This is a genomic window from Kitasatospora papulosa, assembly GCF_000717245.1.
GTDB classification, from domain to species: domain Bacteria; phylum Actinomycetota; class Actinomycetes; order Streptomycetales; family Streptomycetaceae; genus Streptomyces; species Streptomyces papulosus.
On the sequence record NZ_JNYQ01000008.1, the window covers coordinates 26377 to 51086 of the forward strand.

General features: G+C 71.6%; 24 protein-coding genes. 11 read left to right on the plus strand and 13 right to left on the minus strand.

Annotation, left to right across the window (positions count from 1 at the left end):
- The first annotated feature begins 65 nt into the window (after nt 1-65).
- Nucleotides 66-533 carry a hypothetical protein gene (locus tag IA22_RS0121400; protein WP_014152538.1) on the plus strand — a complete coding sequence of 156 codons (468 nt, stop codon included), beginning with the start codon at nt 66-68 and terminating at the stop codon, nt 531-533.
- Nucleotides 534-704: 171 nt separating this feature from the next.
- Here the strand turns inward: IA22_RS0121400 and IA22_RS0121405 are convergent, their stop codons facing one another.
- On the minus strand, nt 705-2150 hold the full coding sequence (locus IA22_RS0121405) for a dihydrolipoyl dehydrogenase family protein (RefSeq protein ID WP_030124515.1): 1446 nt from the start codon (nt 2148-2150) through the stop codon (nt 705-707).
- Nucleotides 2151-2265: 115 nt separating this feature from the next.
- Here IA22_RS0121405 and trxA point away from each other — a divergent pair, with 115 nt between their 5' ends.
- Nucleotides 2266-2646, plus strand: a complete 381-nt coding sequence (gene trxA, locus IA22_RS0121410; protein ID WP_014152540.1) for a thioredoxin — start codon at nt 2266-2268, stop codon at nt 2644-2646.
- Nucleotides 2647-2730: 84 nt separating this feature from the next.
- Here the strand turns inward: trxA and IA22_RS0121415 are convergent, their stop codons facing one another.
- Together IA22_RS0121415 and IA22_RS0121420 are read right to left on the minus strand one after the other, a co-directional pair.
- Complete coding sequence (locus tag IA22_RS0121415; RefSeq protein ID WP_037659376.1) at nt 2731-3087, minus strand: hypothetical protein; 357 nt, start codon at nt 3085-3087, stop codon at nt 2731-2733.
- 49 nt (nt 3088-3136) lie between these two features.
- Nucleotides 3137-4165: a LacI family DNA-binding transcriptional regulator gene (locus tag IA22_RS0121420; protein ID WP_030124517.1), complete on the minus strand. Its 1029-nt coding sequence runs from the start codon at nt 4163-4165 to the stop codon at nt 3137-3139.
- 311 nt (nt 4166-4476) lie between these two features.
- On the opposite strand from IA22_RS0121420, the gene IA22_RS0121425 reads away from it, so the two are divergent.
- Complete coding sequence (locus tag IA22_RS0121425; protein WP_015579970.1) at nt 4477-4941, plus strand: type II toxin-antitoxin system PemK/MazF family toxin; 465 nt, start codon at nt 4477-4479, stop codon at nt 4939-4941.
- On the opposite strand, the gene IA22_RS0121430 is transcribed toward IA22_RS0121425, so the two are convergent.
- Nucleotides 4926-5762 (minus strand): TIGR02452 family protein, encoded by an 837-nt coding sequence (locus tag IA22_RS0121430; RefSeq protein WP_030124518.1) that lies wholly within the window; start codon nt 5760-5762, stop codon nt 4926-4928. The two genes, IA22_RS0121425 and IA22_RS0121430, sit on opposite strands and share 16 nt — an antisense overlap.
- A gap of 151 nt (nt 5763-5913) precedes the next feature.
- On the opposite strand from IA22_RS0121430, the gene egtA reads away from it, so the two are divergent.
- Genes egtA through egtD form a run of 4 tightly spaced genes read left to right on the plus strand, consistent with a single transcriptional unit; the run spans nt 5914 to nt 10263 of the window.
- Nucleotides 5914-7212, plus strand: coding sequence for an ergothioneine biosynthesis glutamate--cysteine ligase EgtA (gene egtA, locus IA22_RS0121435; RefSeq protein WP_030124519.1), 1299 nt, complete (start codon nt 5914-5916; stop codon nt 7210-7212).
- The gene (egtB, locus tag IA22_RS0121440; protein WP_030124520.1) at nt 7209-8549 is read left to right on the plus strand and encodes an ergothioneine biosynthesis protein EgtB; all 1341 of its coding nucleotides are present in this window, start codon (nt 7209-7211) and stop codon (nt 8547-8549) included. The genes egtA and egtB overlap by 4 nt, the downstream gene beginning before the upstream one ends.
- Nucleotides 8549-9304, plus strand: a complete 756-nt coding sequence (egtC, locus tag IA22_RS0121445) for an ergothioneine biosynthesis protein EgtC (RefSeq protein ID WP_030124521.1) — start codon at nt 8549-8551, stop codon at nt 9302-9304. The genes egtB and egtC overlap by 1 nt, the downstream gene beginning before the upstream one ends.
- Nucleotides 9301-10263, plus strand: a complete 963-nt coding sequence (gene egtD, locus IA22_RS0121450; protein ID WP_030124522.1) for an L-histidine N(alpha)-methyltransferase — start codon at nt 9301-9303, stop codon at nt 10261-10263. Before egtC ends, egtD begins: the two co-directional genes overlap by 4 nt.
- Here the strand turns inward: egtD and IA22_RS0121455 are convergent.
- The 3 genes from IA22_RS0121455 to IA22_RS0121465 form a co-directional block, all read right to left on the minus strand.
- Nucleotides 10206-11045 carry a lysophospholipid acyltransferase family protein gene (locus IA22_RS0121455; protein WP_030124523.1) on the minus strand — a complete coding sequence of 280 codons (840 nt, stop codon included), beginning with the start codon at nt 11043-11045 and terminating at the stop codon, nt 10206-10208. The genes egtD and IA22_RS0121455 overlap by 58 nt on opposite strands.
- Nucleotides 11042-11848: a GNAT family N-acetyltransferase gene (locus IA22_RS0121460; protein WP_030124524.1), complete on the minus strand. Its 807-nt coding sequence runs from the start codon at nt 11846-11848 to the stop codon at nt 11042-11044. Before IA22_RS0121460 ends, IA22_RS0121455 begins: the two co-directional genes overlap by 4 nt.
- 167 nt (nt 11849-12015) lie before the next feature.
- On the minus strand, nt 12016-13269 hold the full coding sequence (locus tag IA22_RS0121465; RefSeq protein ID WP_014152551.1) for an extracellular solute-binding protein: 1254 nt from the start codon (nt 13267-13269) through the stop codon (nt 12016-12018).
- Nucleotides 13270-13495: 226 nt separating this feature from the next.
- Between IA22_RS0121465 and IA22_RS0121470 the strand changes: the two genes are divergently transcribed.
- A complete protein-coding gene (locus IA22_RS0121470; RefSeq protein WP_014152552.1) occupies nt 13496-13711 on the plus strand; it encodes a dodecin in 216 nt (71 codons plus the stop codon).
- A gap of 100 nt (nt 13712-13811) precedes the next feature.
- Here IA22_RS0121470 and IA22_RS0121475 read toward each other — a convergent pair whose 3' ends face one another.
- Nucleotides 13812-14138 carry a hypothetical protein gene (locus IA22_RS0121475; protein WP_014152553.1) on the minus strand — a complete coding sequence of 109 codons (327 nt, stop codon included), beginning with the start codon at nt 14136-14138 and terminating at the stop codon, nt 13812-13814.
- Nucleotides 14139-14347: 209 nt separating this feature from the next.
- Between IA22_RS0121475 and IA22_RS0121480 the strand changes: the two genes are divergently transcribed.
- Nucleotides 14348-14539 carry a DUF6381 family protein gene (locus IA22_RS0121480; protein ID WP_014152554.1) on the plus strand — a complete coding sequence of 64 codons (192 nt, stop codon included), beginning with the start codon at nt 14348-14350 and terminating at the stop codon, nt 14537-14539.
- A 94-nt stretch (nt 14540-14633) separates the two neighbouring features.
- On the plus strand, nt 14634-17060 hold the full coding sequence (locus IA22_RS0121485; RefSeq protein WP_014152555.1) for an excinuclease ABC subunit UvrA: 2427 nt from the start codon (nt 14634-14636) through the stop codon (nt 17058-17060).
- Between the two features lie 22 nt (nt 17061-17082).
- Here IA22_RS0121485 and IA22_RS0121490 read toward each other — a convergent pair whose 3' ends face one another.
- Genes IA22_RS0121490 through IA22_RS0121500 form a run of 3 tightly spaced genes read right to left on the minus strand, consistent with a single transcriptional unit; the run spans nt 17083 to nt 20493 of the window.
- Complete coding sequence (locus tag IA22_RS0121490) at nt 17083-17829, minus strand: succinate dehydrogenase/fumarate reductase iron-sulfur subunit (protein ID WP_014152556.1); 747 nt, start codon at nt 17827-17829, stop codon at nt 17083-17085.
- Entirely contained in the window at nt 17826-19775 is a 1950-nt protein-coding gene (locus IA22_RS0121495; protein WP_389821249.1) for a fumarate reductase/succinate dehydrogenase flavoprotein subunit, read from the minus strand. The genes IA22_RS0121490 and IA22_RS0121495 overlap by 4 nt, the downstream gene beginning before the upstream one ends.
- Nucleotides 19776-19785: 10 nt before the next feature.
- A complete protein-coding gene (locus IA22_RS0121500; protein WP_078468442.1) occupies nt 19786-20493 on the minus strand; it encodes a succinate dehydrogenase in 708 nt (235 codons plus the stop codon).
- 95 nt (nt 20494-20588) lie between these two features.
- Here IA22_RS0121500 and IA22_RS0121505 point away from each other — a divergent pair, with 95 nt between their 5' ends.
- Nucleotides 20589-21521, plus strand: a complete 933-nt coding sequence (locus IA22_RS0121505; protein ID WP_030124526.1) for a LysR family transcriptional regulator — start codon at nt 20589-20591, stop codon at nt 21519-21521.
- Nucleotides 21522-21532: 11 nt separating this feature from the next.
- Here IA22_RS0121505 and IA22_RS0121510 read toward each other — a convergent pair whose 3' ends face one another.
- Together IA22_RS0121510 and IA22_RS0121515 are read right to left on the minus strand one after the other, a co-directional pair.
- Entirely contained in the window at nt 21533-23707 is a 2175-nt protein-coding gene (locus IA22_RS0121510; protein WP_030124527.1) for a putative bifunctional diguanylate cyclase/phosphodiesterase, read from the minus strand.
- Nucleotides 23704-24522 (minus strand): SAM-dependent methyltransferase, encoded by an 819-nt coding sequence (locus tag IA22_RS0121515; protein WP_014152561.1) that lies wholly within the window; start codon nt 24520-24522, stop codon nt 23704-23706. Before IA22_RS0121515 ends, IA22_RS0121510 begins: the two co-directional genes overlap by 4 nt.
- Nucleotides 24523-24710: the final 188 nt, after the last annotated feature.

The following is a 24710-nucleotide window of genomic DNA, read 5'->3' on the forward strand; positions in this document are numbered from 1 at the left end:
CCGGCAGTCTGTTCTTCGAGCCGGTCGGATGACCGGCCGGAAACACTGAGACCACGGGGGACACGATGACCGTCCGACGACTGACCACCCTCGCCCTTGCGGGCGCGCTGGGCCTCACCTCGCTGGTGGGCGCCGCCGGCGCCGCGCAGGCCGATCCGGTCGACTACGTGCAGATCCAGCTCGTCGACCTGTACTGCGGCGACGAGAGCGAGGGCGACCACGACGAGGCCTACCTCAACATCGCGGCGAACGGCGGCAAGGCCGTGAGGCTCTGGCCCGCCAACGCGTCGTACCAGACCATGGGCACCGGCTACCGCCGTGCCCTGGACGGGAGCAACGGCAACGCGCTGCTGGTCCTCGGCAGGACCGAGTCCCGCACGCTCTCGCTGTGGGACTACGACAGCACCAGCAGCGACGACCGGCTCGGCTCGGTGACGGTCACGGGCAACGAGGTCGGAGCGGAGACGCAGTACCGGGTGCTGGAAGGATCCGGTGGCGTCTACACCCTCGCCTACCGGGTCGTCGACATCTGATCCGCCGTTCCGGCCGGGCCCGACCGGCCCGGCCGGACCGCGGCGGGAGCACCGGCGCGGTACCGCCGGACGCACGCGTGACCACAGGCCCCGCGCAGACACCACCGCCCGGCGCCACGGAAAACCCGGTCCGCCACCTCCCGCAGCGGCTCGTCGGCGGCGCCCGGGCCGCTACCCCCTGAACGACTCCAGCAGCCTCAGCCAGACCTCGCTGATCGTCGGGTAGGCGGGTACCGCGTGCCACAGCCGCTCGACGGGGACCTCCCCGGCGACGGCGATCGTCGCCGAGTGCAGCAGTTCTCCGATGCCCGGTCCGACGAACGTGACGCCGAGCAGGATCCGGCGGTCGAGGTCGACGACCATCCTGGCCCGGCCCTTGTAGCCCTTGGCGTACAGACCGGAACCGGCGACCGCGGCCAGGTCGTGGTCGACGGCGCGGACCCGGTGGCCCGCCGCTTCCGCCTCGGCGAGGGTGAGGCCGACCGAGGCCGCCTCCGGGTCCGTGAACACGACCTGGGGGACGGCCGCGTGGTCGGCGGTGGCCGCGTGCGCGCCCCACGGGTCCGTCTCCATCGGGGGTGTGCCCTGTGCGCGGGCCGCGATCGCCGCTCCCGCGATGCGCGCCTGGTACTTGCCCTGGTGGGTCAGCAGAGCACGGTGGTTGACGTCTCCGACGGCGTACAGCCAGTCGCTGCCGTCGACACGGCAGCTGTCGTCGACGGTGAGCCAGGAGCCGGGCTCGAGTCCCACCGTGTCGAGGCCCAGGTCGTCCGTGCGCGGGGCACGGCCGGTGGCGAAGAGGATCTCGTCGGCCTCCAGCCGTTGGCCGTCGTCCAGTTCGACGGTGACCGGACCGTCATGTCCGGACCTGCTCACCGCCGTCGTCGAGACCCCGGTCAGGATGCGTGCGCCGGCTTCGGTGAGCGCCTCGGCGACCAGCTCACCGGCGAAGGGCTCCATCCTGGGAAGCAGTTGGCTGCCCCGGACCACCATCGTCACCTCGGCTCCGAGCCCTTGCCAGACCGTGGCCATCTCCACGCCGACCACTCCCCCGCCGACGACGACGAGCCGGCCCGGCACCTCTTTGGCGCTGGTCGCCTCGCGGCTGGTCCAGGGGCGGACGTCCGCGATGCCGGGCAGGGAGGGGACGACGGCCCGGCTGCCGGTGCAGACGGCGACGGCGTGCCGTGCGGTGAGGTGCCGCTCCGTACCGTCGGCGCCCGTGACGGACACCTGCCGGACGCCGGTCAGCCGCCCCTTGCCGCGGTAGATGTCCGCGCCGATGCTCTCCAGCCAGCCGACCTGGCCGTCGTCCTTCCAGTGGGACGTCTCGTAGTCGCGGTGGGCCAGTACGGCGTCCACGTCGAGCGGTCCCTGCACCGCGTCGCTCAGACCGGGGACCCGGCGTGCGTCGGCCCGCGCGACGACCGGGCGCAGGAGCGCCTTGCTGGGCATGCAGGCCCAGTAGGAGCATTCGCCGCCGATGAGTTCGGACTCGATCACCGCGGTGCTCAGTCCGGCGGCCCTGGCACGGTCCGCCACGTTCTCGCCCACCGGGCCGGCCCCGATGACGACGACGTCGTATTCACCGCTCTTCACACCATCAAGATCTGTCATGGGAACAGTGTCCTCGTGGGTGTGCGGAGCGGCCACATGGGCAGGCGGAATACCGCAAGTGACGTCACCGTTGTGCCGGACAGGTCCGAACTGTCCCAGGAAGAGGTAACAGAGTATGAGCACCGTAGAGCTCACCAAGGAAAACTTCGATCAGGTCGTGAGCGACAACGAATTCCTGCTGATCGACTTCTGGGCTTCCTGGTGCGGTCCGTGCCGGCAGTTCGCCCCCGTCTACGACTCCGCGTCCGAGCGTCACCCCGACCTGGTCTTCGCCAAGGTCGACACGGAGGCGCAGCAGGAACTGGCGGCGGCCTTCGAGATCCGGTCGATTCCCACGCTGATGATCGTCCGTGACAACGTGGCGGTCTTCTCCCAGCCCGGGGCGCTCCCCGAGGCGGCGCTGGAGGACGTCATCGGCCAGGCGCGCAACCTGGACATGGACGAGGTGCGCAAGTCCGTCGAGGAGCAGAAGCAGGCGCAGCAGGAGCCTCAGTAGTCCCTGCACATCCGCGACCGTCGCGGTGAGGGCCCGGCCGGACGGCCGGGCCCTCTTCGTGCGCCGGATCCGCAGGTCACGGGGTCATCCGTTCCCCTGCTGCCCGGGAGCCGTGGCGCTCTCCTCGGGTGGTTCCGGCGCCTCACCGCTGCCGTCGTACTCCTGGGCTCCTCCCGTCCCGCGGATGCGTTCCGCGATCCGGACGGTGAGCCCGTAGTCGATCTCGGCGCCGTCCACGAGAAGGGCCTCCACGGTGTGCGTGGCGGGATCGACGTCCGCCTCCATGCCTCCGCCCTCGTAACGCGGGTAACCCGAAGCCCCGGTCTTCCCGGTGGCCGCCACGACTGCGGAGCGGATCGCGGTGCCGGGCTCGGGACCCCCCGCGTCGGGCTCCTCCGGTTCGGGGAACAGCAGGATCTCGTAGCTCTGCGGATGGCTCATGCCGACGACGCTAGACATCCGGACGCGGCCCCGCACGTCGTGGGACCGGTCAGCTGGATTCACGCGCCACCACGGCGGGCCGCAGGAGATGGTGGCGCTCCGGCGGGCCTCCGGGGTTCTGCACCAGCCGGTCGATCATCTCGGCGGGCCGTTGCTCGCACGTCAGTTCCATGGCGACGCTGCTGAGCCGGGGCCTGAGGAGCCTGCCGAGCATCAGGTCGCCGGCACCGATGACGGCCGTGTCGCCGGGTATGACGAGGCCGGCGTCCTGGAGGGCGCGCGTCAGCAGCATCGCGTACTCGTCGTCGTAGGCGAACACGGCGTCCAGGCCGAGCGTCCGCCAGCGTGAGGCGAGGTCCTGGGCCGAATCCTCCTGGTACCGCAGGGGAAGCGCCCGGACACCGGCGTCCGCGTCCGACTCCTCCACGGCCCTCAGGGCACCGGCCAGCCGCGGCCGGGCGATCAGGGCGTGCCCGGGTTCCTGCGGTACGACCACCCCGATGCTGCGACGTCCACGCGCGAGCAGGTGCCGGACCGCGTGCGCGCCTACCTCCCGCTGGTCCACGACGAGGGCGTGCGCCCCGTCCACCGGCTGGGACCCGAGAGTGATCACGGCCCTGGCCCCGGAACGGGTGAGGACGCCTATGCCGTACGGGGTGAGGGCGAGGTCGTCGGGTGACACGACGGCGACGGGGCGGAGCTCCGCCCAGGTCATGGCCGCCTCGTCGGCGTCCTGACCGACACCGCCGTACCGTACGACGGTGTAGTCGAGGCGGCGCAGACCTGATTCGAGCTGGGTGAGGAAGCGCTGGTACAGCGCGCCGGCCGGGGCCTGCCCGGCGGGCAGCAGCACCGTTCTGGAGTGCCCGGCCCGAAGGCTCCGGGCCGCCGCGTGGGGAACGTAGCCGAGGTCCGCGGCGGCTTCCCTGACACGGCGGCGCGTGGAGTCGCTGATCCGGACGGTCGTGTTGTTGTTCAGTACGTAGGACACGGTGGCCCGGGAGACCCCTGCCAGCCGCGCCACGTCGGCGCTGGTCGGTAGGGAGGTGCCGGCGGGCTGAGGGGATAACTGGCTCATGGCGTGCGGCAGTCTTCCAGACCCGTCGCCCCGGCCTGCGGGCCGGGGCACCGCACCGGGCGCGTCGACGGTGCGGCACCCGCCCGCGCCCGGATGGCGTTGACCGGCGCGGGCGCCGGCTCCGGCGGTCCTGACGCCGTGCCAGGGGTGCGGGGCGTCCCCGCGGACACGGAGCCGTCGCGAGGGGTCGGCGGACGATGACGGCGCGGGCCACGCGTATGACGGTGGATGAGGTGATCACGAGGTCGAGCCGTGTCCCGTTCCGCCGACCCGCTCCGCGGTCAGGGCCGTGGAGGTTCTACGGTGTTGCGATGACGTTCGAGCACAACCACAGCAGCGACAGCACGACCGACTTCCCGGGCCGGAGCGGCCCGGCGGCCACCGCGGAGGCCGAACCGCGCGAGGTGGGGACCGTCCGCACCTCGTACGCCCCCGACCGGGACGGTGATCCGGACCCGGGCGAGATCGTGTGGACCTGGGTGCCGTTCGAGGAGAACGACGGCCGGGGCAAGGACCGGCCGGTTCTCGTGGTGGCGCGGGAGGACGAGGGCACCCTTCTCGCCGTGCAGCTGTCCAGCAAGCAGCACCACGGGGACCACGAGTGGGTGGCACTGGGCGCGGGCCCGTGGGACAGCTCGGGGCGGCCGTCATGGGTGGACCTGGACCGGGTGCTGCGGGTGCACGAGGACGGGATGCGGCGCGAGGCCTGTGCGCTGGACCGGGGCAGGTACGACCTGGTCGTGGGGCGGCTGCGGGAGCGCTACGGCTGGAGCTGACCGCCGAACTCACGGGTGAACGCCGCCCGGACGGCGGAGTCGGGGTCACGGTCCGGGATGCCGAGGACGATCTGTTCGAAGTGCCCCGCGAACCGTCCGTCGCCACGGAGCAGGGCGCGGAAGGCGCCGGCCACCTCGGCGGGGTCGTTCATGAACACGCCGCAGCCCCACGCCCCCAGCACCAGCCGCCGGTAGCCGCTCACGGCGGCGACTTCGAGCACGCGTTCGGCCCGGCTCGCCAGTGCCGTGCGGATGAGCGGGACCAGCTCGGGGTCACGGCGGCGGACGACTCCGGCGTTGGGCGCGGGCGAGGTGAGGAAACCGGCGAGGTACGGGGCTTCCAGCAGTCTTCCCCGGTCGTCGCGGAAGACGGGCACGCCCGGCGAGTGGATGACCCGGTCCGTGTAGAGGGCGCTGCGTTCGGCACGGTGGTGCGCGTAGAAGTCCGGGGCTCGCAGCAGCGTGGCGTGCAGCGCGGAGCCGCGGCACAGGGACTCCTCCTGCGCCTGCGCGCCGTTCAGGTAGCCGCCGCCGGGGTTGCGGGCGGAGGCGTAGTTGAGCACGGCGACCTTGCCCGTCGCCCCGGCAGTCATCCGGCGCGCCGCCTGCAGACTCGTCTCACCGGTCACCTCGACCACCGGGGTGCGGTCGGTGTCCAGGGCGGCCACGGGTACCGGACCGGGGCCGTGGAGCCGGGTCCCGGAGAGCGCCGCGGCCACCTCACGGCCGATCGACACCTCGCGGCCCTCGGACGTGCGATAGCGCCCGGCCAGGACGATGGACTCCGTCTCGCGCGCGATACCGCGCAGCCGTGCGCTCATCGCCGCTCCCCCGTGGTGTGGTGCATACGGGGCATGCTGACCGTCGCGGCGGCATGGACGCAACCATATTTCCGTCGTACGGGGGCACCCTTGTGCGAACTCCCGGTAAGGGTTTGGGTGGGAAGGAAGCACTCTCTGGAGGAGGCCCGGCATGCCCCCGGACACTCTCGGTCAGCACGGCCCGCCCGTCGACGCGGCACCGCTCGGCGAGGAGGAGGCGGAGGATCTGCTCCGCGGCATATGTTTCAAGACGGGACCGCCCCGGACGGTCGGTGTGGAGCTGGAATGGCTCGTCCACGACCGTGAACACCCCGAGGCCCTTGTCCCCGAGGACCGACTGCGCGCCGCGGCCGACGCGGTGCGCGCGACCCCGCTCGACGCCGCGCTGACCTTCGAGCCCGGTGGCCAGCTGGAACTGAGCTCGCAGCCCAAGGGCTCCCTGATGGAGTGCGTGGACGCCACGGCCGCGGATCTGGCCGCCGTGCGCGACACCCTGGGCCGGTCGGGGCTGACCCTCGCAGGCATCGGGGTCGACCCGTGGAATCCGCCCCGTCGCCTGCTGCGTGAACCGCGTTACGACGCCATGGAGGCCGCGCTGGACCGTTCGGGTTCCGCCGGCCGCGCGATGATGTGCACCTCCGCCTCCGTACAGGTCTGCCTGGACGCCGGTGAGGAGGAGCCGGGCCCGCTGGGCTACGGACGACGGTGGCAGCTCGGGCATCTGCTGGGCGCGGTGCTGGTGGCCGCCTTCGCCAATTCGCCGTTCCGGCAGGGGCGGCGCACCGGCTGGCAGTCGACCCGGCAGGCGCTGTGGGCGGATCTGGACCCGGCCAGGACGCTGGCACCACAGGGCCGCCTCGACCCCCGGGACGCCTGGGCCGCCCATGTGCTCGCCACTCCCTTGATGTGTGTCCGCAACGCCGAGGGCCCGTGGGACGTGCCCGAGGCGCTGACCTTCCGGGACTGGATCCGTGGCGGCGGACCGAGGCCACCGGTGCGGGCCGATCTCGACTACCACCTCACCACCCTGTTCCCCCCGGTGCGCCCGCGCGGGCACCTGGAACTGCGCATGATCGACGCCCAGTCCGGCACCGACGGCTGGCTGGTTCCCCTGGCCGTCACCACCGCGCTGTTCGACGACCCGGAAGCGGCGGAGACCGTGTACCGCACGGTGAAACCGCTGGCCGAGACCGCCGGCCTCCCTCCCGCCCCGCGCAACCCGCTGTGGACCGCTGCCGCCCGTGACGGGCTGCGTGACCCGGAGCTGGCCGCGGCGGCGGCGGCCTGTTTCACGGCAGCGCTGGAGGCTCTGCCCAGGATGGGGGCGAGCGGTCACGTCCTCGGGACGGTCGCCGCCTTCCACGAGCGCTACGTCGCCCGGGGCCGATGTCCGGCCGACGATCTTCCCGACCCGGCACAGGAGCCTCACGGAAAGGGCTTGGTCCGATGACTGACACACCCGCTCCGCACACCGTCCAGGAAACCGACGCTGAGGCCCTGCGCGAGCGCGCCCTGGCCGCGCTCCTCACCGCCCGTGAGCGCACGGCCCTGCTCACCGACAGCGTCGACGACCACGAGCTCACCGCGCAGCATTCCCCCCTGATGTCGCCCCTGGTCTGGGACCTGGCGCACATCGGCAACCAGGAGGAACTGTGGCTGCTGCGGGCCGTGGGCGGCCGTGAGGCGATGCGCCCCGAGATCGACGGGCTGTACGACGCCTTCGAGCACTCCCGGGCCAGCCGTCCCTCGCTGCCGCTGCTGGCACCCGCCGAGGCGCGGACGTACGCCGCCGACGTACGCGGCCGGGCGCTGGACATCCTCGGCGGCGCCCCGCTGCACGGCGGGGGCCGCCCGCTGGAGCGTGCGGGCTTCGCCTTCGGCATGGTCGCCCAGCACGAACAACAGCACGACGAGACGATGCTGATCACCCATCAGCTCCGCTCCGGACCGGCGGTGCTCAGCGCCCCGGAGCCTCCGGAACCCACGGGTACCGTCCCGCTCCCCGCCGAAGTCCTGGTCCCCGGGGGCCCCTTCACCATGGGGACGTCCACGGAGCCCTGGGCGCTGGACAACGAACGGCCGGCGCACCGGCGCGAGGTGGATGCCTTCCACATCGACACGGCCCCGGTCACCTGCGGCGCCTACCAGGCCTTCATCGAGGACGGCGGCTACACCGACGCACGCTGGTGGGCGCCGGAGGGCTGGGCGATGGTCCGTGAACACGACCTGACGGCACCCCTGTTCTGGCACCGTGACGCCGGACAGTGGCTGCGGAGGCGTTTCGGGGTGACCGAACCCGTGCGGGCGGACGAGCCGGTGCTCCATGTCAGCTGGTACGAGGCGGACGCCTACGCCCGCTGGGCGGGCCGGCGCCTGCCGACCGAGCCGGAGTGGGAGAAGGCGGCCCGCCACGACCCCGGATCGGGGCGCTCCCTGCGCTACCCGTGGGGCGACGAGGACCCGACGCCCGAGCGGGCCAATCTGGGCCAGCGCCACCTGCGGCCCGCCGCCGCGGGTGCGTACGCCGCGGGCCGGTCCCCGGTGGGCGCGGGGCAGATGGTGGGCGACGTGTGGGAATGGACGTCGAGCGACTTCCTGCCGTATCCCGGCTTCGCGGCGTTCCCCTACCGCGAGTACTCGGAGGTGTTCTTCGGCCCCGGGCACAAGGTGCTGCGCGGCGGTTCGTTCGCCGTGGACCCGGTCGCCTGTCGTGGCACGTTCCGCAACTGGGACCTCCCGGTACGGCGGCAGATCTTCTCCGGATTCCGTACGGCGAGGGATGCCTGATGTGCCGTCACATCGCGTACCTCGGTCCCTCCGTGCCGCTGGGAGAGCTGCTCGTCTCCCCCGCTCACGGGCTCGTGCGCCAGTCCTGGGAACCACGGCGTCAGCGGAACGGCACGGTCAACGCCGACGGGTTCGGGGTCGGCTGGTACGCGGAGGGGGATCCCGTCCCCGGCCGCTACCGCAGGAGCGGGCCGGTCTGGGGCGACGAGACCTTCGCGGACCTGTCCCGCGTGGTGCGGAGCACGGCGCTGCTGGCGGCCGTCCGGGACGCGACGTTCGCCGGGGCGGACGGGGAGGCCGCCGCCGCCCCGTTCGCCGAGGGGCGTCTTCTGTTCAGTCACAACGGCGCGGTCCGGGGGTGGCCCGGTTCCCTGGCACCACTGGCGGCCGGGCTGCCGCCCGAGCGGCTGCTCGCCCTGGCTGCGCGGAGCGATTCGGCCCTGCTGTGGGCGCTGGTGCTGCACCGCACGGCGCAGGGTGACGAGATAGGGCAGGCGGTCGCCGACACCGTTCTCGACGCAGGCGCCGCCGCCCCGGGCTCACGCCTCAACCTGCTGCTCACGGACGGTTCCACGATCGTGGCGACCGCATGGGGCGACTCCCTCTGGTATCTGCACGACCCGGGCCGCCGCACGGTGGTGGCCTCGGAGCCGTACGACGACGATCCGTACTGGCGCGAGGTCCCGGACCGCACTCTGCTGGCCGCGACACGCACCGATGTCCTGCTGACCCCGCTCAAGGAGCCCACCGCGTGAGTCCCTTCCTGCTGACCCGCACCCTGCCTGCGGACGCGACGGACGCGGCGCTGCGCGCCGACGTGCTGAGCGGTCTGACGAGGCAGCCGAAGACGCTGCCGCCCAAGTGGTTCTACGACGCGCGCGGCAGCGATCTCTTCGAGGAGATCACCCGTCTGGACGAGTACTACCCGACGCGGGCCGAGCGGGAGATCCTGATCGCCCGCGCCGGTGAGATCGCCGCCCTGTCCGGGGCCCGGACCCTGATCGAGCTGGGCTCGGGTTCCTCCGAGAAGACGCGGCACCTGCTGGACGCCTTGCCGGCGCTGCACACGTACGTGCCGGTGGACGTCAGCGAAAGTGCCCTCGCGGGCGCCGCCGAGGCCCTGCTGGCCGAACGTCCCGGACTCTCCGTGCACGCGCTCGTCGCCGATTTCACCCATGTCCTGGAGCTGCCGGAGAGCCCCGGTCCCCGGCTCGTGGTGTTCCTCGGCGGGACGCTGGGCAACCTGCTCCCCGCGGAGCGCGCCGAGTTCCTGCGGTCCGTGCGCGCGCGGCTGTCGCCCGGGGACGGTCTGCTGCTCGGCACGGACCTGGTCAAGGACGAGGCGACCCTCGTCGCGGCGTACGACGACGCGGCCGGGGTGACGGCCGCGTTCAACAAGAACGTCCTGGCGGTGGTGAACCGCGAGCTGGGGGCGGACTTCCCGCTCGACGACTTCGCCCATGTCGCCCTCTGGGACCCCGAGCACGAGTGGATGGAGATGCGGCTGCGGGCCCGTCGGGCCCTGACGGTCAAGATCCGGGAGCTGGACCTCGTGGTGCAGTTCGAGCTGGGCGAGGAGCTCCGCACCGAGATCTCGGCGAAGTTCCGTGAGCGCAGGGTGCGGGAGGAACTGGCCGCGGCGGGTCTGCGGCTGGATCAGTGGTGGACGGACGAGGCGGGCAGGTTCGCCCTGTCGCTGGCGACGGCCGACTGAGCGGCCCGCGCCAGTGCCCGCCGGTCGGGCTCACGACCGGCGGGCACCGGCGGCAGGATCCGGATCTCGGCGGTGAGCCCGGCGGCGGTGACCACGCGCCACAGCGAGGCGGCGAGCGGGTCGTCGCCGACGAACGCGGCGGCTCCCGCCGTGTTCGTCCCTGCCGTCCGGTAGCTGATGCGGACCGGGCGGACGGCGGCTCCGGCGTCGATCGCGGCCTGGAAGGCGGCGGGTCTGAATCTGCCGCCCCCTCCGCGGCCGCACCAGGTGCTGCCCTGCGGGAACACCGCGACCCGTGATCCGGAGGCCAGTGCCCCGGCCAGCGTCCGCACCGCGCCGGGCAGCGCCCGCAGCCGGTCCCGCTCGATGAACAGCGTGCCGCCGAGCGCGGCGAACGGCCCGAGCAGGGGCCATTTCCGTATCTCGCTCTTGGCGACCATCCGGGCGGGCAGCACCGCGGCCACGAGGGGGATGTCCAGCCACGAGACGTGGTTGGCGACCACGAGTTCGCCGGCTTCCGGCCGAGCGGATTCCACGGCCGCCCCGGTGACACGTATGCGTACCCCGAAGGCGCGTACCACCGTGTACGCCCAGCGGCGGGTCAGCGGGTCCCGATGGGCAGGCGTCAGGAGCAGCACCGCGGGGACGGCCAGCACGCCGAGGAGGGTGACGACGCAGCCGGCGAGCAGCAGGGCAGCCGCGGGCAGCGGGGCGCGCCTCGCCCCCTCGTGGCGCGCGCAGTCGCGTGGGGTGCAGGGGGCCACGGGCAGCCAGGCGTTCATCGCAGCGGGGCCAGCGAGAGGAAGTGGCGCAGGTAGCGCGGGTCGGTGCGGCGCATCGAGAGCAGGACGTAGAGATCCGCGACGCCGAAGTCCGGGTCGTGGGCGGGGGCGCCGCAGACCCAGGCTCCCAGGCGCAGATAGCCGCGCAGCAGGGGCGGCAGCGCGGCGCGCCCGCCCGCGCCGCCACCGGGGTGGCCGGTGGTGTCCCAGAGCCGGTGGGGCGTGACCCAGTACTCCTCGGGTGCCAGGTGGTGGGTGCGTACGGTGTCCCAGCTCCTGGCGGCGAGCGCTCCACCGTCGGCGAGGGGGACGGAGCAGCAGCCGGCCAGCCAGGTGTGGCCGGTGCGCTCCATGTAGCGGGCGAGCCCGGCCCAGATCAGGGCGATGACGGCTCCGTCCCGGTGGGCGGGGTGGACGCAGGACCTCCCCACCTCGACCAGGTCGTCCCGGATCGGGGCGAGGCGCCCGAGGTCGAACTCGCTCTCGGCGTAGAGGCCTCCCGCGCGCCTGGCTCCCTCGGGCGGCAGCAGCCGGTAGGTGGCGACGACCTCGTCGGTGGCCGCCTCACGCACCAGCAGGTGATCGCAGTGGGCGTCGAAGGCGTCGCTGTCCAGGCCGGGTTCGGCGCTGTCGAGCCGGGCGCCGAGTTCACCGGCGAAGACCAGGTGCCGCAGCCGTTGGGCGGCGCGTACGTCGTCCTGGCAGGTGGCGAGGGCGACCCGGTACCCCGAGGGGGCGGCCTGGCGGGGCGCGGGGACGCCGGCGGGCGCGGAGGTGGGAGAGGCGAGGGGCAGCACGGTCATGACGGTCTCCGGGTACGGATCGGCAGCGGCTGCCGGGCCGCCGCGGGGGTGCGACAGCCCGGTCCCCTACTTCTTCCGTGACCGGCTTGATTCGACATGACCGCTGTGGAGCGAGCGGATGTGCGACGGCTGAATCCCCGGATCGTCCGGGGTGCGGCCCCTCCCCGTCAGCCGGTGACCAGTTTCGCGCTGATGCGGTCGGACGCCTTCTTCGCCTCCTCCGCGGGGTCGCCGCCCTCGAGCACCGCCGTCATGTAGGGCTTGATCGGGTTGTCCGCCTCGACGGCCGGCCAGTAGGGGGAGTTGGGCGTGGCGCGGCCTTCGGTGGCGCCCTGAGCCATCGCGGAGGTCCCTTCCTGCCCTTCGACGACGCGGGCGAGGGCCGGCTTGTTAGGCACGTAGCTCATGGCCCGGGCGAGCTCCGTCTGCCATTCCTCCCCCGCGAGGGCCTTGACGACCTCGACGCCCTCGCTCCGCCGGTCGGCGCTCTCCGGCACGATCAGGTCGGATCCTCCGGTGAAGACCGCCCCCGGCTTCTTCGCGCTCTTGCCGGGGATGGGGAAGTAGCCGAGTTTCCCCTTGAGTTCGGGGTTCTGCTGTTCGATGAGCGCGGCGCTCCCGGGTACGGAGATGATCTGGGCGACCGTGCCCTCGGCGAAGACGTCGGTCTCGGGCGGTGTCTGCTCGTCGGCGTCCCTGGGTCCGTCGCCGAGTGCCTGGAGCGTCTTGTAGAAGTCCATGCCGCGCAGAGCGGCGGGCGAGTCGAGTGCGCCCTGCCAGTCGCCGCCGCTCTCGTCGGCCAGCTCGCCGCCCTCGTCCCAGATGAACCCGGCGAGTACGTACCAGTTCTGCCCGGCGAGGTAGATGCCCTGCTGACCGGTGGTGTTCAGCCTCTCCGTGACCTCCACCCACTCGTCGCGCGTCGTGGGGAGTTCGGTGATCCCCGCCTGCGCGAAGAGGTCCTTGTTGTAGATCACCACGCGGTTCGCCGCGTACCAGGGGATTCCGTACTGCGCGCCGTCGACCTTGCCCGGCTCCGCGAGTCCCGGCAGCCAGTCCTCGCCGCCCAGGTCACGCAGCGACTCCAGGGTGAGGTCGCGCAGTTGACCGCTCTGGGCGTACTGGGCGACCTGCGTGTTGCCGACCTCGATGACGTCCGGTGCGTCGTCGCCGTCGAGTGCCTTCAGCACCTTGGGACCGATGCCGCCCCACTCCTGCAGGACGAACTCCAGTTCGACAGAGGGATGCTCGGCCTCGTAGGACTCCTTGAAGCGGTCGAGGAAGCCCTGCGAGGCACTGCCCTTCATCAGCCACACCGTCACCGTGCCGCTGTCGGCGTCCACGCCGGGAAGGTAGCCGCAGCCGGTCAGCGCGACGGAGGAAACGAGCGCGACGGCTCCGGCCAGTATGCGGATCTTCACGGGGGTCACCTTCTGCGTAACGGCACGACGGAATGACAGGACCCGAATGGGGGGACTGCGGGCGGCGCTCGCACGGGCGTATGGACGGGAGTTTGGTATGGACCAATCGGCAGGTCAAGCCCTGTCCGGGTCACGGAACTCCGGGCCCAGGTCACGGGCCGGAAGGCCGACACCTCGCGCCCCGCCCCGGAGTGAGGCACCGTGGAATCACGAAAGGAGACAATAGATGTCTAATCACACCTATCGGGTCACGGAGATCGTGGGTACCTCCGAGGAGGGCCTCGACGCGGCGATCCGGAACGGCGTCGCAAGGGCCTCCGAAACGTTGCACCATCTCGACTGGTTCGAGATGACACAGGTGCGCGGGCATATCGAGGACGGCCGGATCGCCCACTACCAGGTGGGGCTCAAGGTCGGCTTCCGGCTGGACGAGAAGGCCTGACCCGGGCCGCCGACGGCCGGTCCCATCGCCCGCCCGGTCCGTCACGGCGGGGCCCGTGCGGCCACGGGCAGCAGGGTGCCCGTGGCGGGAGCACGGTCGCTCAGCGGCCGAGGGCCTTGCGCAGCTGCTCCTTGTTCATCGACGAACGGCCCTCGACGTTGCGCTTCCTGGCCTCCTCGTACAGCTGGTCCCTCGTCGGCCCCTGCGCTCCCCGGTGGGAACGCAGGCCGCCGCGCTCGGACGAGGACTTGGGGTCCCGGAGCGACGCCGGGCTCGCGGTCCCGGACTCCCCCGAGCGGGCCCGCTCCTTGTTGACGGTGCGTGCCGCGATCTCCTTAGCGCGCTTCGTCGGTGTACCGCGCTTCTCCGCACCCTCCTTGATGTGCTCGTACTGGCGTTCCCGCTTGGAGCTGGATCCTGCCGGCATGACGTCCCTCCTCGCTGTCGGACACGGCGGTGACGCACCGCCGCACCCACCACCCCACACCCTGGCGCCCCCGCGCGCCGGGCGGGAGGCCCGAACGGGGCGGCGCGCGCAGCCGGACCGGTCGCGGGGCGTGACCGTTCGAGATGCAGGGGGGCTCCCGCGCTGTTTCGCTGAAGGTGTCCCGCTCCCCCACAGATGCAGGAGTGATCATGAGCGTTGCAGGTGAGTCCGGTGGCCGTGTGCGGCAGCTGCGTGCCAAGGCGCAGGAACTGAACGAGGCCGCGGATCGCGCCACCGATCCCGAGCAGCGGCAGCGGCTCCAGGACAAGGCCCGCAGGCTGCGGGAGCAGAGCGAGCAGGAGAGCTCGATGAACGACCGCGGCATGGACCCGATGGTGTAGGTCCGGCCCACGCTGCCGGTGGTCCTCACCTGTGAGGGAGGATCACCGGCAGAAGCATGCTCACCCCACCGATCCCCCACGGAGCCGTACCGCGATGTCCACCCCCCATGATCCGTACGTCCGGGTGCGCGGCGCGCGCGAACACAACCTCCGCGACGTGGACGTCGACATCCCGCGCGACACCCTCACGGTGTTCACCGGCGTCTCGGGATCGGGAAAGTCCTCCCTGGCCTTCGGGACGATCTACGCCGAGGCCCAGCGCCGCTACTTCGAGTCCGTCGCGCCGTACGCACGCCGGCTGATCCATCAGGTCGGGGCACCCGACGTCGGCGAGATCACCGGTCTGCCGCCCGCCGTGTCGCTGGAGCAGCGCCGGTCGGCGCCCGGGGCGCGCTCCTCGGTGGGCACGGTCACCACCCTGTCCAACTCCCTGCGCATGCTGCTCTCCCGTGCCGGTGACTACCCGCCGGGCGCGGAGCGCCTCGACTCCGACGCCTTCTCGCCGAACACGGCGGCCGGTGCGTGCCCCGAGTGCCACGGCCTGGGACTGATCCACCGCACCACCGAGGAACTGCTCGTCCCCGACCCGTCGTTGTCGATCCGGGACGGAGCGATCGCGGCCTGGCCGGGGGCCTGGCAGGGCAAGAACCTGCGCGATGTGCTGGACGCCCTCGGGTACGACGTCGAGCGTCCGTGGCGGGAGCTGGACACGGCTGACCGCGAGTGGATCCTCTTCACCGACGAGCAGCCGGTGGTGACGGTCCACCCGGTGCGTGACGCGGGCCGGATCCAACGCCCCTACCAGGGCACGTACATGAGCGCACGGCGACATGTGATGCACACGTTCGCGGATTCCAGGAGCAGGACCCTGCGGGCAAAGGCGGAGCGGTTCCTGACGAGCGCGCCCTGTCCGGTGTGCGGGGGCGGGAGACTGCGGCGTGAGGCGCTGGCGGTCACCTTCGCCGGCCGTACGATCGCCGAGCTCGTGGCGCTCCCGCTCACGGCCCTGACCGAGGTGCTGCTGGAGTCGGGCGGCGGCAGCGACACGGCGCGGGTACTCACGGCCGACCTGCTGGCCAGGATCGAGCCGGTGACGGAGCTGGGCCTCGGGTATCTCAGCCTCGACCGGACGGCCCCCACCCTGTCCTCCGGCGAGCTGCAGCGGCTGCGGCTGGCCACACAGCTGCGGTCGGGGCTGTTCGGAGTCGTGTACGTGCTGGACGAGCCGTCGGCGGGTCTGCACCCGGCCGACACGGAGTCGCTGCTCGGCGTGCTCGGCAGGCTCAGGGAGGCGGGCAACTCGGTGTTCGTGGTGGAGCACCAGATGGACGTGGTGCGACGGGCCGACTGGCTGGTGGACGTGGGCCCGCTGGCCGGCGAGCACGGGGGCCGGGTCCTGCACAGCGGCCCTCCGGCCGGCCTCGCCGGGGTGGACGGGTCGGCGACCCGGCGGTTCCTCTTCGACGAGGACCCGGCTCCGGCGCGCGAACCGCGCGTACCGACCGGGTGGATCACCCTCGGCGGGGTGGACCTGCACAACGTGCGCGGCGTCGACGCGACGTTCCCGCTCGGGGTGCTGACGGCGGTCACCGGTGTGTCGGGATCCGGCAAGTCCACCCTCGTCGGACAGGTCCTGGCGGGCGTGCTCGCCGACCGGCGGCCCGCGGAGTCGGCCGACGGTCCGGCCGTCCCGGTGACGCGGGGCTGCGCGTCGGCGGAGGGCCTGGACGCGGTGGACCGGCTCGTGCAGGTCGACCAGCGGCCCATCGGCCGTACGCCCCGCTCCAACCTGGCCACGTACACGGGGCTGTTCGACGTCGTGCGGAAGCTCTTCGCGGAGACGGAGACGGCCCGGGCACGGAAGTACCGGGCGGGCCGGTTCTCGTTCAATGTGGCGGGCGGGCGGTGCGAGACCTGCCAGGGCGAGGGGTTCGTCTCGGTCGAGCTGCTCTTCCTGCCCAGTACGTACGCCCCCTGCCCGGACTGTCACGGCGCGCGCTACAACCCGGCGACCCTGGAGGTCACCTTGCGCGGTCTCACGATCGCGGAGGTGCTGGACCTGACGGTGGAGGCGGCGGCCGGGTTCCTGGCGGGCACTCCGGCGGCCGAGCGCAGTCTGCGTGCCCTCCTCGACGTCGGGCTCGGCTATCTGCGTCTGGGACAGCCGGCGACGGAACTCTCGGGCGGTGAGGCGCAGCGGATCAAGCTCGCCACGGAGCTCCAGCGTGCCCGCCGCGGGCACACCCTCTATCTGCTGGACGAGCCGACCACCGGTCTGCACCCCGCCGATGTGGAGGTCCTGATGCGGCAGTTGCACGGCCTGGTGGACGCGGGGAACTCGGTGGTGGTCGTGGAGCACGACATGACGGTGGTGGCCGGTGCGGACCGGGTCGTCGACATGGGGCCCGGCGGCGGGGACGGGGGCGGGCGGATCGTCGCCACCGGCACGCCGAGGGAGGTCGCACGCGCGGCGGGGAGCCGTACGGCCGCGTACCTGGCGAAGGCGCTGCGGCCGGGCTGACTCCCCGCGGCGGGCGGCCGGATCAGCGGCGTACCTTGCGGGTGGCGCGCAGCCACTCCTTGTTCATCGCGGTGATCGACGGCAGCGGGATACCCTTGGGGCAGGCCGTGGCGCATTCACCGGTGAGGGTGCAGCCCCCGAATCCCTCGTCGTCCATGGTGGCGACCATGTCGAGCACCCGGGTCTCCCGCTCGGGCGCGCCCTGCGGGAGCACGTTGAGGTGGTTGACCTTGGCGGAGGTGAAGAGCATCGCCGAGCCGTTCGGGCAGGCCGCGACGCAGGCGCCGCAGCCGATGCACTCGGCGTGCTCGAAGGCCGAGTCCGCGTCCGGCTTGGGCACCGGGGTGGCGTGCGCGTCGGGCGCGGTGCCGGTGGGTGCCGAGATGTATCCGCCGGCCTGGATGATCCGGTCGAAGGACGAGCGGTCGACGACGAGGTCCTTGACGACCGGGAACGCCGAGGCGCGCCACGGTTCGATGTCGATCGTGTCGCCGTCGTCGAAGGACCGCATGTGGAGCTGGCAGGTGGTGGTCCGTTCGGGGCCGTGGGCGTCGCCGTTGATGACGAGGCTGCACGCTCCGCAGATGCCTTCGCGGCAGTCGTGGTCGAAGGCGACGGGCTCGTCCCCGCCGAGGATGAGCTCCTCGTTGAGGGTGTCGAGCATCTCCAGGAACGACATGTCCTGCGAGATGCCGTCGACTTCGTAGGTGGCCATGGCGCCGGGCGCCTCGGCGTTCTGCTGGCGCCAGACGCGCAGGGTGAGCTTCATGCGTAGCTCCGCTGAGTGGGGTGGACGTACTCGAAGACGAGGTCTTCCTTGTGCAGGACGGGGGCGTCGCCGGTGGCGCTGAACTCCCACGCCGCGGCGTAGGAGAACTCCTCGTCCCGGCGGGCGGCTTCGCCGTCCGGGGTCTGCGACTCCTCCCGGAAGTGGCCGCCGCAGGATTCCGCGCGGTGCAGCGCGTCGAGGCACATGAGCTCGGCGAGCTCCAGGTAGTCGACGACGCGGTTGGCCTTCTCCAGCGACTGGTTGAACTGCTCGCCGGTGCCCGGCACCTTGATGCGGCGCCAGAACTCCTCGCGGATCTGCGGGATCCGGCCGAGGGCCTTGCGCAGCCCTTCCTCCGTGCGGGCCATCCCGCAGAACTCCCACATGAGTTCACCGATCTCGCGGTGGAAGGAGTCCGGGGTCCGGTCCCCGTCGACCGCGAGCAGCAGGTTCAGCCGGTCCTCGGTCTCGGCGACGGCCTCGGCGACGGCCGGGTGGCCGGCGTCGATCTCCTCGGTGTGCGGGTTGCGGGCCAGGTAGTCGTTGATGGTCGACGGCAGGACGAAGTAGCCGTCGGCGAGGCCCTGCATCAGCGCGGAGGCCCCGAGGCGGTTGGCCCCGTGGTCGGAGAAGTTGGCCTCGCCGATCGCGAAGAGGCCGGGGATCGTGGTCTGGAGGTCGTAGTCGACCCACAGACCGCCCATCGTGTAGTGGACGGCCGGGTAGATGCGCATCGGCGTCTCGTAGGGGTCCTCCGCGGTGATGCGGGCGTACATGTCGAAGAGGTTGCCGTACTTCTCCTCGACCTTCTTCCTGCCCATGCGCTCGATGGCCTCGGCGAAGTCGAGGTAGACGCCCTGGCCGCCGGGGCCGACCCCCCGCCCCTCGTCGCAGACGTTCTTCGCCGCGCGGGAGGCGATGTCGCGGGGCACGAGGTTGCCGAACGCCGGGTAGACGCGCTCCAGGTAGTAGTCCCGCTCGTCCTCGGGGATCCGGTTCGCGGGGCGGTCGTCGCCTTTGGCCTTCGGGACCCAGATGCGTCCGTCGTTGCGCAGCGACTCACTCATCAGCGTCAGCTTGGACTGGTGGTCGCCGGTGCGCGGGATGCACGTGGGGTGGATCTGGGTGAAGCAGGGGTTCGCGAACCAGGCGCCGCGGCGGTGGGCGCGCCAGATCGCGGTGGCGTTGGAGTTCATCGCGTTCGTCGACAGGTAGAAGACGTTGCCGTAACCGCCACTGGCCAGGACGACCGCGTCGGCGAAGTAGGTGTCGATCTTCCCGGTGACGAGGTCGCGGGCCACGATGCCGCGGGCCTTCCCGTCGACGACGACCAGGTCGAGCATCTCGGTACGGGAGTGCAGCTCGACGTTGCCGGCGGCGATCTGACGGGACAGCGCCTGGTAGGCGCCGAGGAGGAGCTGCTGCCCCGTCTGGCCACGGGCGTAGAAGGTACGGGACACCTGGACGCCGCCGAAGGAGCGGTTGTCGAGGAGGCCCCCGTACTCACGGGCGAAGGGGACGCCCTGGGCGACGCACTGGTCGATGATCTCCACGGAGATCTCGGCCAGCCGGTGCACGTTCGACTCACGGGCGCGGAAGTCGCCGCCCTTGACCGTGTCGTAGAAGAGGCGGTGCACCGAGTCACCGTCGTTGCGGTAGTTCTTGGCGGCGTTGATACCGCCCTGCGCGGCGACGGAGTGGGCCCGCCGCGGAGAGTCCTGGAAGCAGAACTGGATGACGTGGTAGCCCTGCTCGGCGAGTGTGGCACCGGCGGAGCCGCCGGCCAGGCCGGTGCCGACGACGATCACGGTGTGCTTGCGGCGGTTGGCCGGGTTGACGAGCTTCGCCTCGAAGCGGCGGGTGTCCCAGCGCTCGGCGACGGGCCCCGTGGGCGCCTTGGCGTCGACGAGGGGCTCACCGGTGCGGTAGTTCGTGTAGTCACTCAGGTCAGGCATGTCAGCTCACCACTCCGGTCATCACGGCGACGGGCACGGAGACGAAACCGGCCGTCAGCACCACTGCGAGGACATTGGCGAGGGTCTTCAGGACCCGGTCCCGGGTCGCGCTGCCCACGCCGAGGGTCTGCGCCGCGCTCCAGAACCCGTGCTGGACGTGCAGGCCCAGGGCGAGCACGGCGACGATGTAGATGACGTTGCCGTACCAGGTCGAGAAGGTGTCGAGCACGTTCTGGTAGGGGTGCCCGGACTGGAATCCGCCGCTGTGCACGGTGCCCGTCGTGAGGTCCAGGATGTGCCAGACGATGAAGAGCGCGAGGATGACGCCGCCGTAGCGCATGGTGCGTGTGGCATAGCTGGAGCGCGCCTTCCTGTGGACGTACGCCGTGGGGCGTGCCCTGAGGTCGCGGCGGCTCAGCTGGTACGCGGAGACGGCGTGCAGGACGACGGCCGCGACGAGGACCACGCGGACGATCCACAGGGCCCACTCGTAGTGCAGGAAGGGCTCGCCGAGGGTCCGGAGCCAGTGCGCGTAGTGGTTGAACTCGTCGGATCCGAAGAAGATCTTCAGGTTGCCCAGCATGTGGACCACCAGGTAACCCAGCATGACCAGGCCGCTCACAGCCATGATCGTCTTCTTGCCGACGGACGAGTCCCAGAGCGTACGCGTCATGGACGGCCGTCGGTCCGTCCGCGTTGCCAATGCCATGGACACGACGCTAGAGGGGAAGTCTTCATCAGTCCAAGACATGAAACGTCTCATCTCCATAGGCTTGGCCTATCGAGTCCGCTATCGTCGTCGCCATGCACTTCCAGCAGCTCGCCTACTTCGTGGCCGTCGCCGAGGCCAGGCACTTCACCCGGGCCGCCGAGGAGGTGCACGTGTCGCAGCCCTCCCTCTCCCAGCAGATCAAGGCGCTGGAGAACGAGCTGGGCGCCGAGTTGTTCAGCCGTGCGCGCGGCAACATCGCGCTGACGGACGCGGGTGAGGCGCTGCTGCCGCTCGCCCGCAGGATCCTGGCCGACGCGGACACCGCGCGGCACGAGGTGCAGGAGCTGGTCCAGCTGCGCCGGGGGCGCGTCAGACTCGGCGCCACCCCGAGCGTCTGCACCGGCCTGCTGCCCGATGTGCTGCGCGCCTTCCACGGAGCCCACCCCGGGATCCAGCTCCTCATCGAGGAGGGAGGCTCCCACGACCTCGTGCGACAGCTCGCCCGGGGCGCGCTGGACCTCGCCCTGCTCGTGCTGCCGCTACCCGCCGCCTCCCCCGCGCTGACGACGGTGGAGCTGCTGCACGAGGACCTGGTGGTGGTGTCGCCGGCGTCCCGGCCGGCACCCGGGCGCAAGGGCTCCGTGCACGTAGCCGATCTCGAGAACGAGCCCCTGGTGATGTTCCGGCACGGTTACGACCTGCGCGAACTGACCGTCGCGGCGTGCCGGGCGGAGGGCTTCGAGCCGTCGTTCACGGTGGAGGGCGGCGAGATGGACGCCGTACTCGGCTTCGTGCGGGCGGGGCTCGGCATCGCCGTCGTGCCGCGCATGGTCGCCGTGCGGGCGGGCCAGGACCTGCGGACGACGCCGCTGGCCTCGCCGGGCCTGCGGCGCACGATCGCGCTGGCGCACCGCAGCGACGTCGAACCACCGCGGGCGGCACGCGAGCTGCAGCGGATGCTCCTCGGCTCCGGGCACCCCGCCGTGCCCTCGGCCGCCGACGGGCCCCGCCCGGCCGACGGCTGAGGACGGACCCGTCAGACCGCGTCCGCGAGCAGCAGCGAGTGGATGCGGTCGGGCGCACCCGGTCGCGCGTAGTACCAGCCCTGAGCGGTGTCACAGCCGATCTGCCGCAGTTGCTCGGCCTGCGCGCCGGTCTCGACGCCCTCCACCGTGACCGCGAGGTCCAGGCTGTGGGCGAGCGAGACGATGCCCTCGACGATCTTCAGGTCGACCGGGTCGGCCGGGTGATGCTGCATTCCCTGCGTGAAGGAACGATCCAGCTTGAGCACACTCACCGGCAGGCGTCGCAGGTTCGCCAGGTTCGAGTAGCCGGTCCCGAAGTCGTCCAGCGCGATGTCGACGCCCATCTCCGCCAGCTGGCGCAGCGGCTTGAGCAGGTCGTCGTCCGCGCCGATCAACGCGGACTCGGTCACCTCCAGGCAGAGGGCACCGGGTTCCAGACCCGAGCGTTCCAGTACGTCGACGGTCTCGGCGACCAGGCTCGGATGGTGCAGCTGTGTCGGGGAGAGGTTGACGTTGATACGCAGGGGCCCGCCGTCGGTGTGCCGTTCCTTCCAGAAGTTCGCCTGCCGGACGGACTCCTCCAGGACCCAGCGGCCGAGCGGCACGATCAGTCCGGTGTGCTCGGCCAGCGGGATGAACCGGTCCGGGCCGAGGACCCCGTGCTGCGGATGGCACCAGCGCACCAGCGCCTCGGCACCGTGCACGCTGCCGTCCCCGAGGTGGACCAGCGGCTGGTACTCGATGAAGAACTCGCCGCGGTCCAGCGCGGTGGGCAGCGCCGTGGTCAGCCCGTGCCGGGTGATGGCCCGGGCGTCGGCCTCGGCGTCGGCGAGCGCGAAGCGGTTCCCGCCGGCCGCCTTGGCCCGGTACATCGTGATGTCGGCACTGCGCAGCACCTCGGCGGGGGTGCGTTCACCCGACGGGCCTTCGACGACGCCGATGGATCCGCGTACCGTCAGCTCCCGCCCGTCGAGACGCACGGGCGTGGCGAGAGCCAGGAGGATGCGTCCGGCGAGCTCGTGGACCTCGTCTTCGGTCCGCGGCCCGGTCGTGAGCGCGACGAACTCGTCGCCGCCGAGCCTGGCCACCATCTCGCCCGGAGCCGTCGCGCAGCTCTGCAGCCGGTCCGCGACCTCGACCAGGAGCCGGTCCCCCGCCGCGTGGCCCAGGCTGTCGTTGATCGCCTTGAAGCCGTCCAGGTCGAGGTAGCAGAGCCCGAAGCGCATGCCCTCCCTGGGCGCGAGCGCCTTCTCCAGACGCTCGAAGAACAGTGTCCGGTTGGGCAGGCCGGTGAGCGCGTCGTGGGTGGCCTCGTAGCGCAGGCGCAGGTTGAGCAGCCGCCGCTCGGTGGTGTCCTCCAGCAGGGCGAGCTGGTATTCGGGCCGGCCCTCCGGGTCCCGCAGCAGGGACACCGTGAGGTTCGTCCACAGGACGGTGCCGTCGTTGCGGTAGTACGGCTTCTCGACGCTGTAGTGCTCGCGCTCGCCGCGTACCAGTTCCTCGTAGTACTTCCAGACGTGCGGCGAGTCCTCGGGGTGCACCCACTCGTTCACCTTGTGGCTGCGGACATGGTTCTCCAGACCGCCGAACATCCTGGTCAGGGTGTCGTTGATCTCCAGGATGTTGCCGTCGAGATCCGCGATGCCGATGCCGACGGCGGCGTCCTTGAACACGGCGCGGAAGCGTGCCTCGGTGGCGTGCAGCGCCTGTTCGGCGTGCGAGCGGGCGGTGAGCGCCGAGCGGGCTATGGCCTCCTGCTCCGCGAGGGTCCGTTCACGCAGTGCCTGGGTGAAGCCGCCGGCGAGCGCGTGCTGAATCCGGGCGCAGCGGGCTCTGCTGTCCTCGGTCGAGAGCTCCACCGGGCCGTTGCCGCCGCAGTAGAGGACCAGGTAGGAGTCGACGACGCCCAGCGTGGAGCTCAGCGCGTCGGGGTCCGTGCAGTGGGCGGCGACGAGCCCGGCTCCCACGCGGTGCGCCGGGGCGGCGTCGAAGACCCGTCCGTGCAGGGTGTCACTGAGTTCCCGGGCGAGCGGAAGCAGATGCTCCTCGAACTCCGGGCGGGTCAGGGAGGTGGCCGTGGACGGGAAGATCGCCCGGCTCCAGATGGTGGCGAATCTCCGGAGCCGGCCCTCGGCACCGTCGGGTTCCGCGTCCGGCGCGCCGGACGGCTGGGAGGGGATGCTCACGCCTTGCGCCCCACCCCGGCGAAGCCCGAATACGTGAACGGGTCTTCCTGTGCGAGTGCCTCGGCGGATTCGGGGCGCCACTCGGGCATCGCGACGAGCCCCGGGTCGATCATCTCGTACCCCTCGAAGAACCGGCTGATCTCCTTGCGCGTGCGCATGATCAGCGGGTTGCGGATGGTGCGGTAGACGTCGACCGTCCCGCCCGCCTCCTCCTGGGGGAGCGGGATGCCCTCGTAGGAGGCGTGGGTCAGGACCAGGAGGCTGCCGGGCGCGAGCGCGTCGCGCAGTTCCGCGACCGCCGCGTACGGGCCGTCGGCGTCCTCGATGAAGTGGAGCACCGCCACGAGGAGCAGCGCTACCGGCCGGTCCAGGTCGAGGAGGGCGTTGACCTCGGGGTTGTCCAGGATGTCCTTGGGCTTGCGGAGGTCCGCGGCGGCGATGACGGCCCGCTCGTTGCCCTCGAGGACCGCCTGGCTGTGTGCGACGGCGACCGGGTCGTGATCGACGTAGGCGACCCGGGCCTCGGGATCGGCCGCCTGGGCGACTTCGTGAACATTGCCGAAGGTCGGGATACCGGAACCGATGTCCAGGAACTGATTGACGCCCAGAGTGGTGGCATGGTGCACGGCCCGCCGCATAAAGGCACGATTCGCCTGCATGACCTTGGGCAGCCCCGGCATGAACTCCATGGCCTTACGGGCCGCTTCCCTGTCCACCTCGAAATTGTGCGAACCGCCCAGATAGAAGTCGTACATGCGAGACACGCTCGGCACCGAGATGTCTATGCCCTGCGGTGCCCAGGCGGGACGCTCCATCGATGTCTCCAACAAGTCGCCACGGCGATCCGGCCATGTTCATGGTCAGTGTTGACCAGAGGCTACTGATCGACCGCCAAGAGAGCGAGTGGAAACGGAAATTAGAGATCCGTTATTGGTCACACACCGGAGGCACCTGCGACCGGTCCGTCGCTGCGTGTGCGCACTCGGCGACGGACCGGTACAAC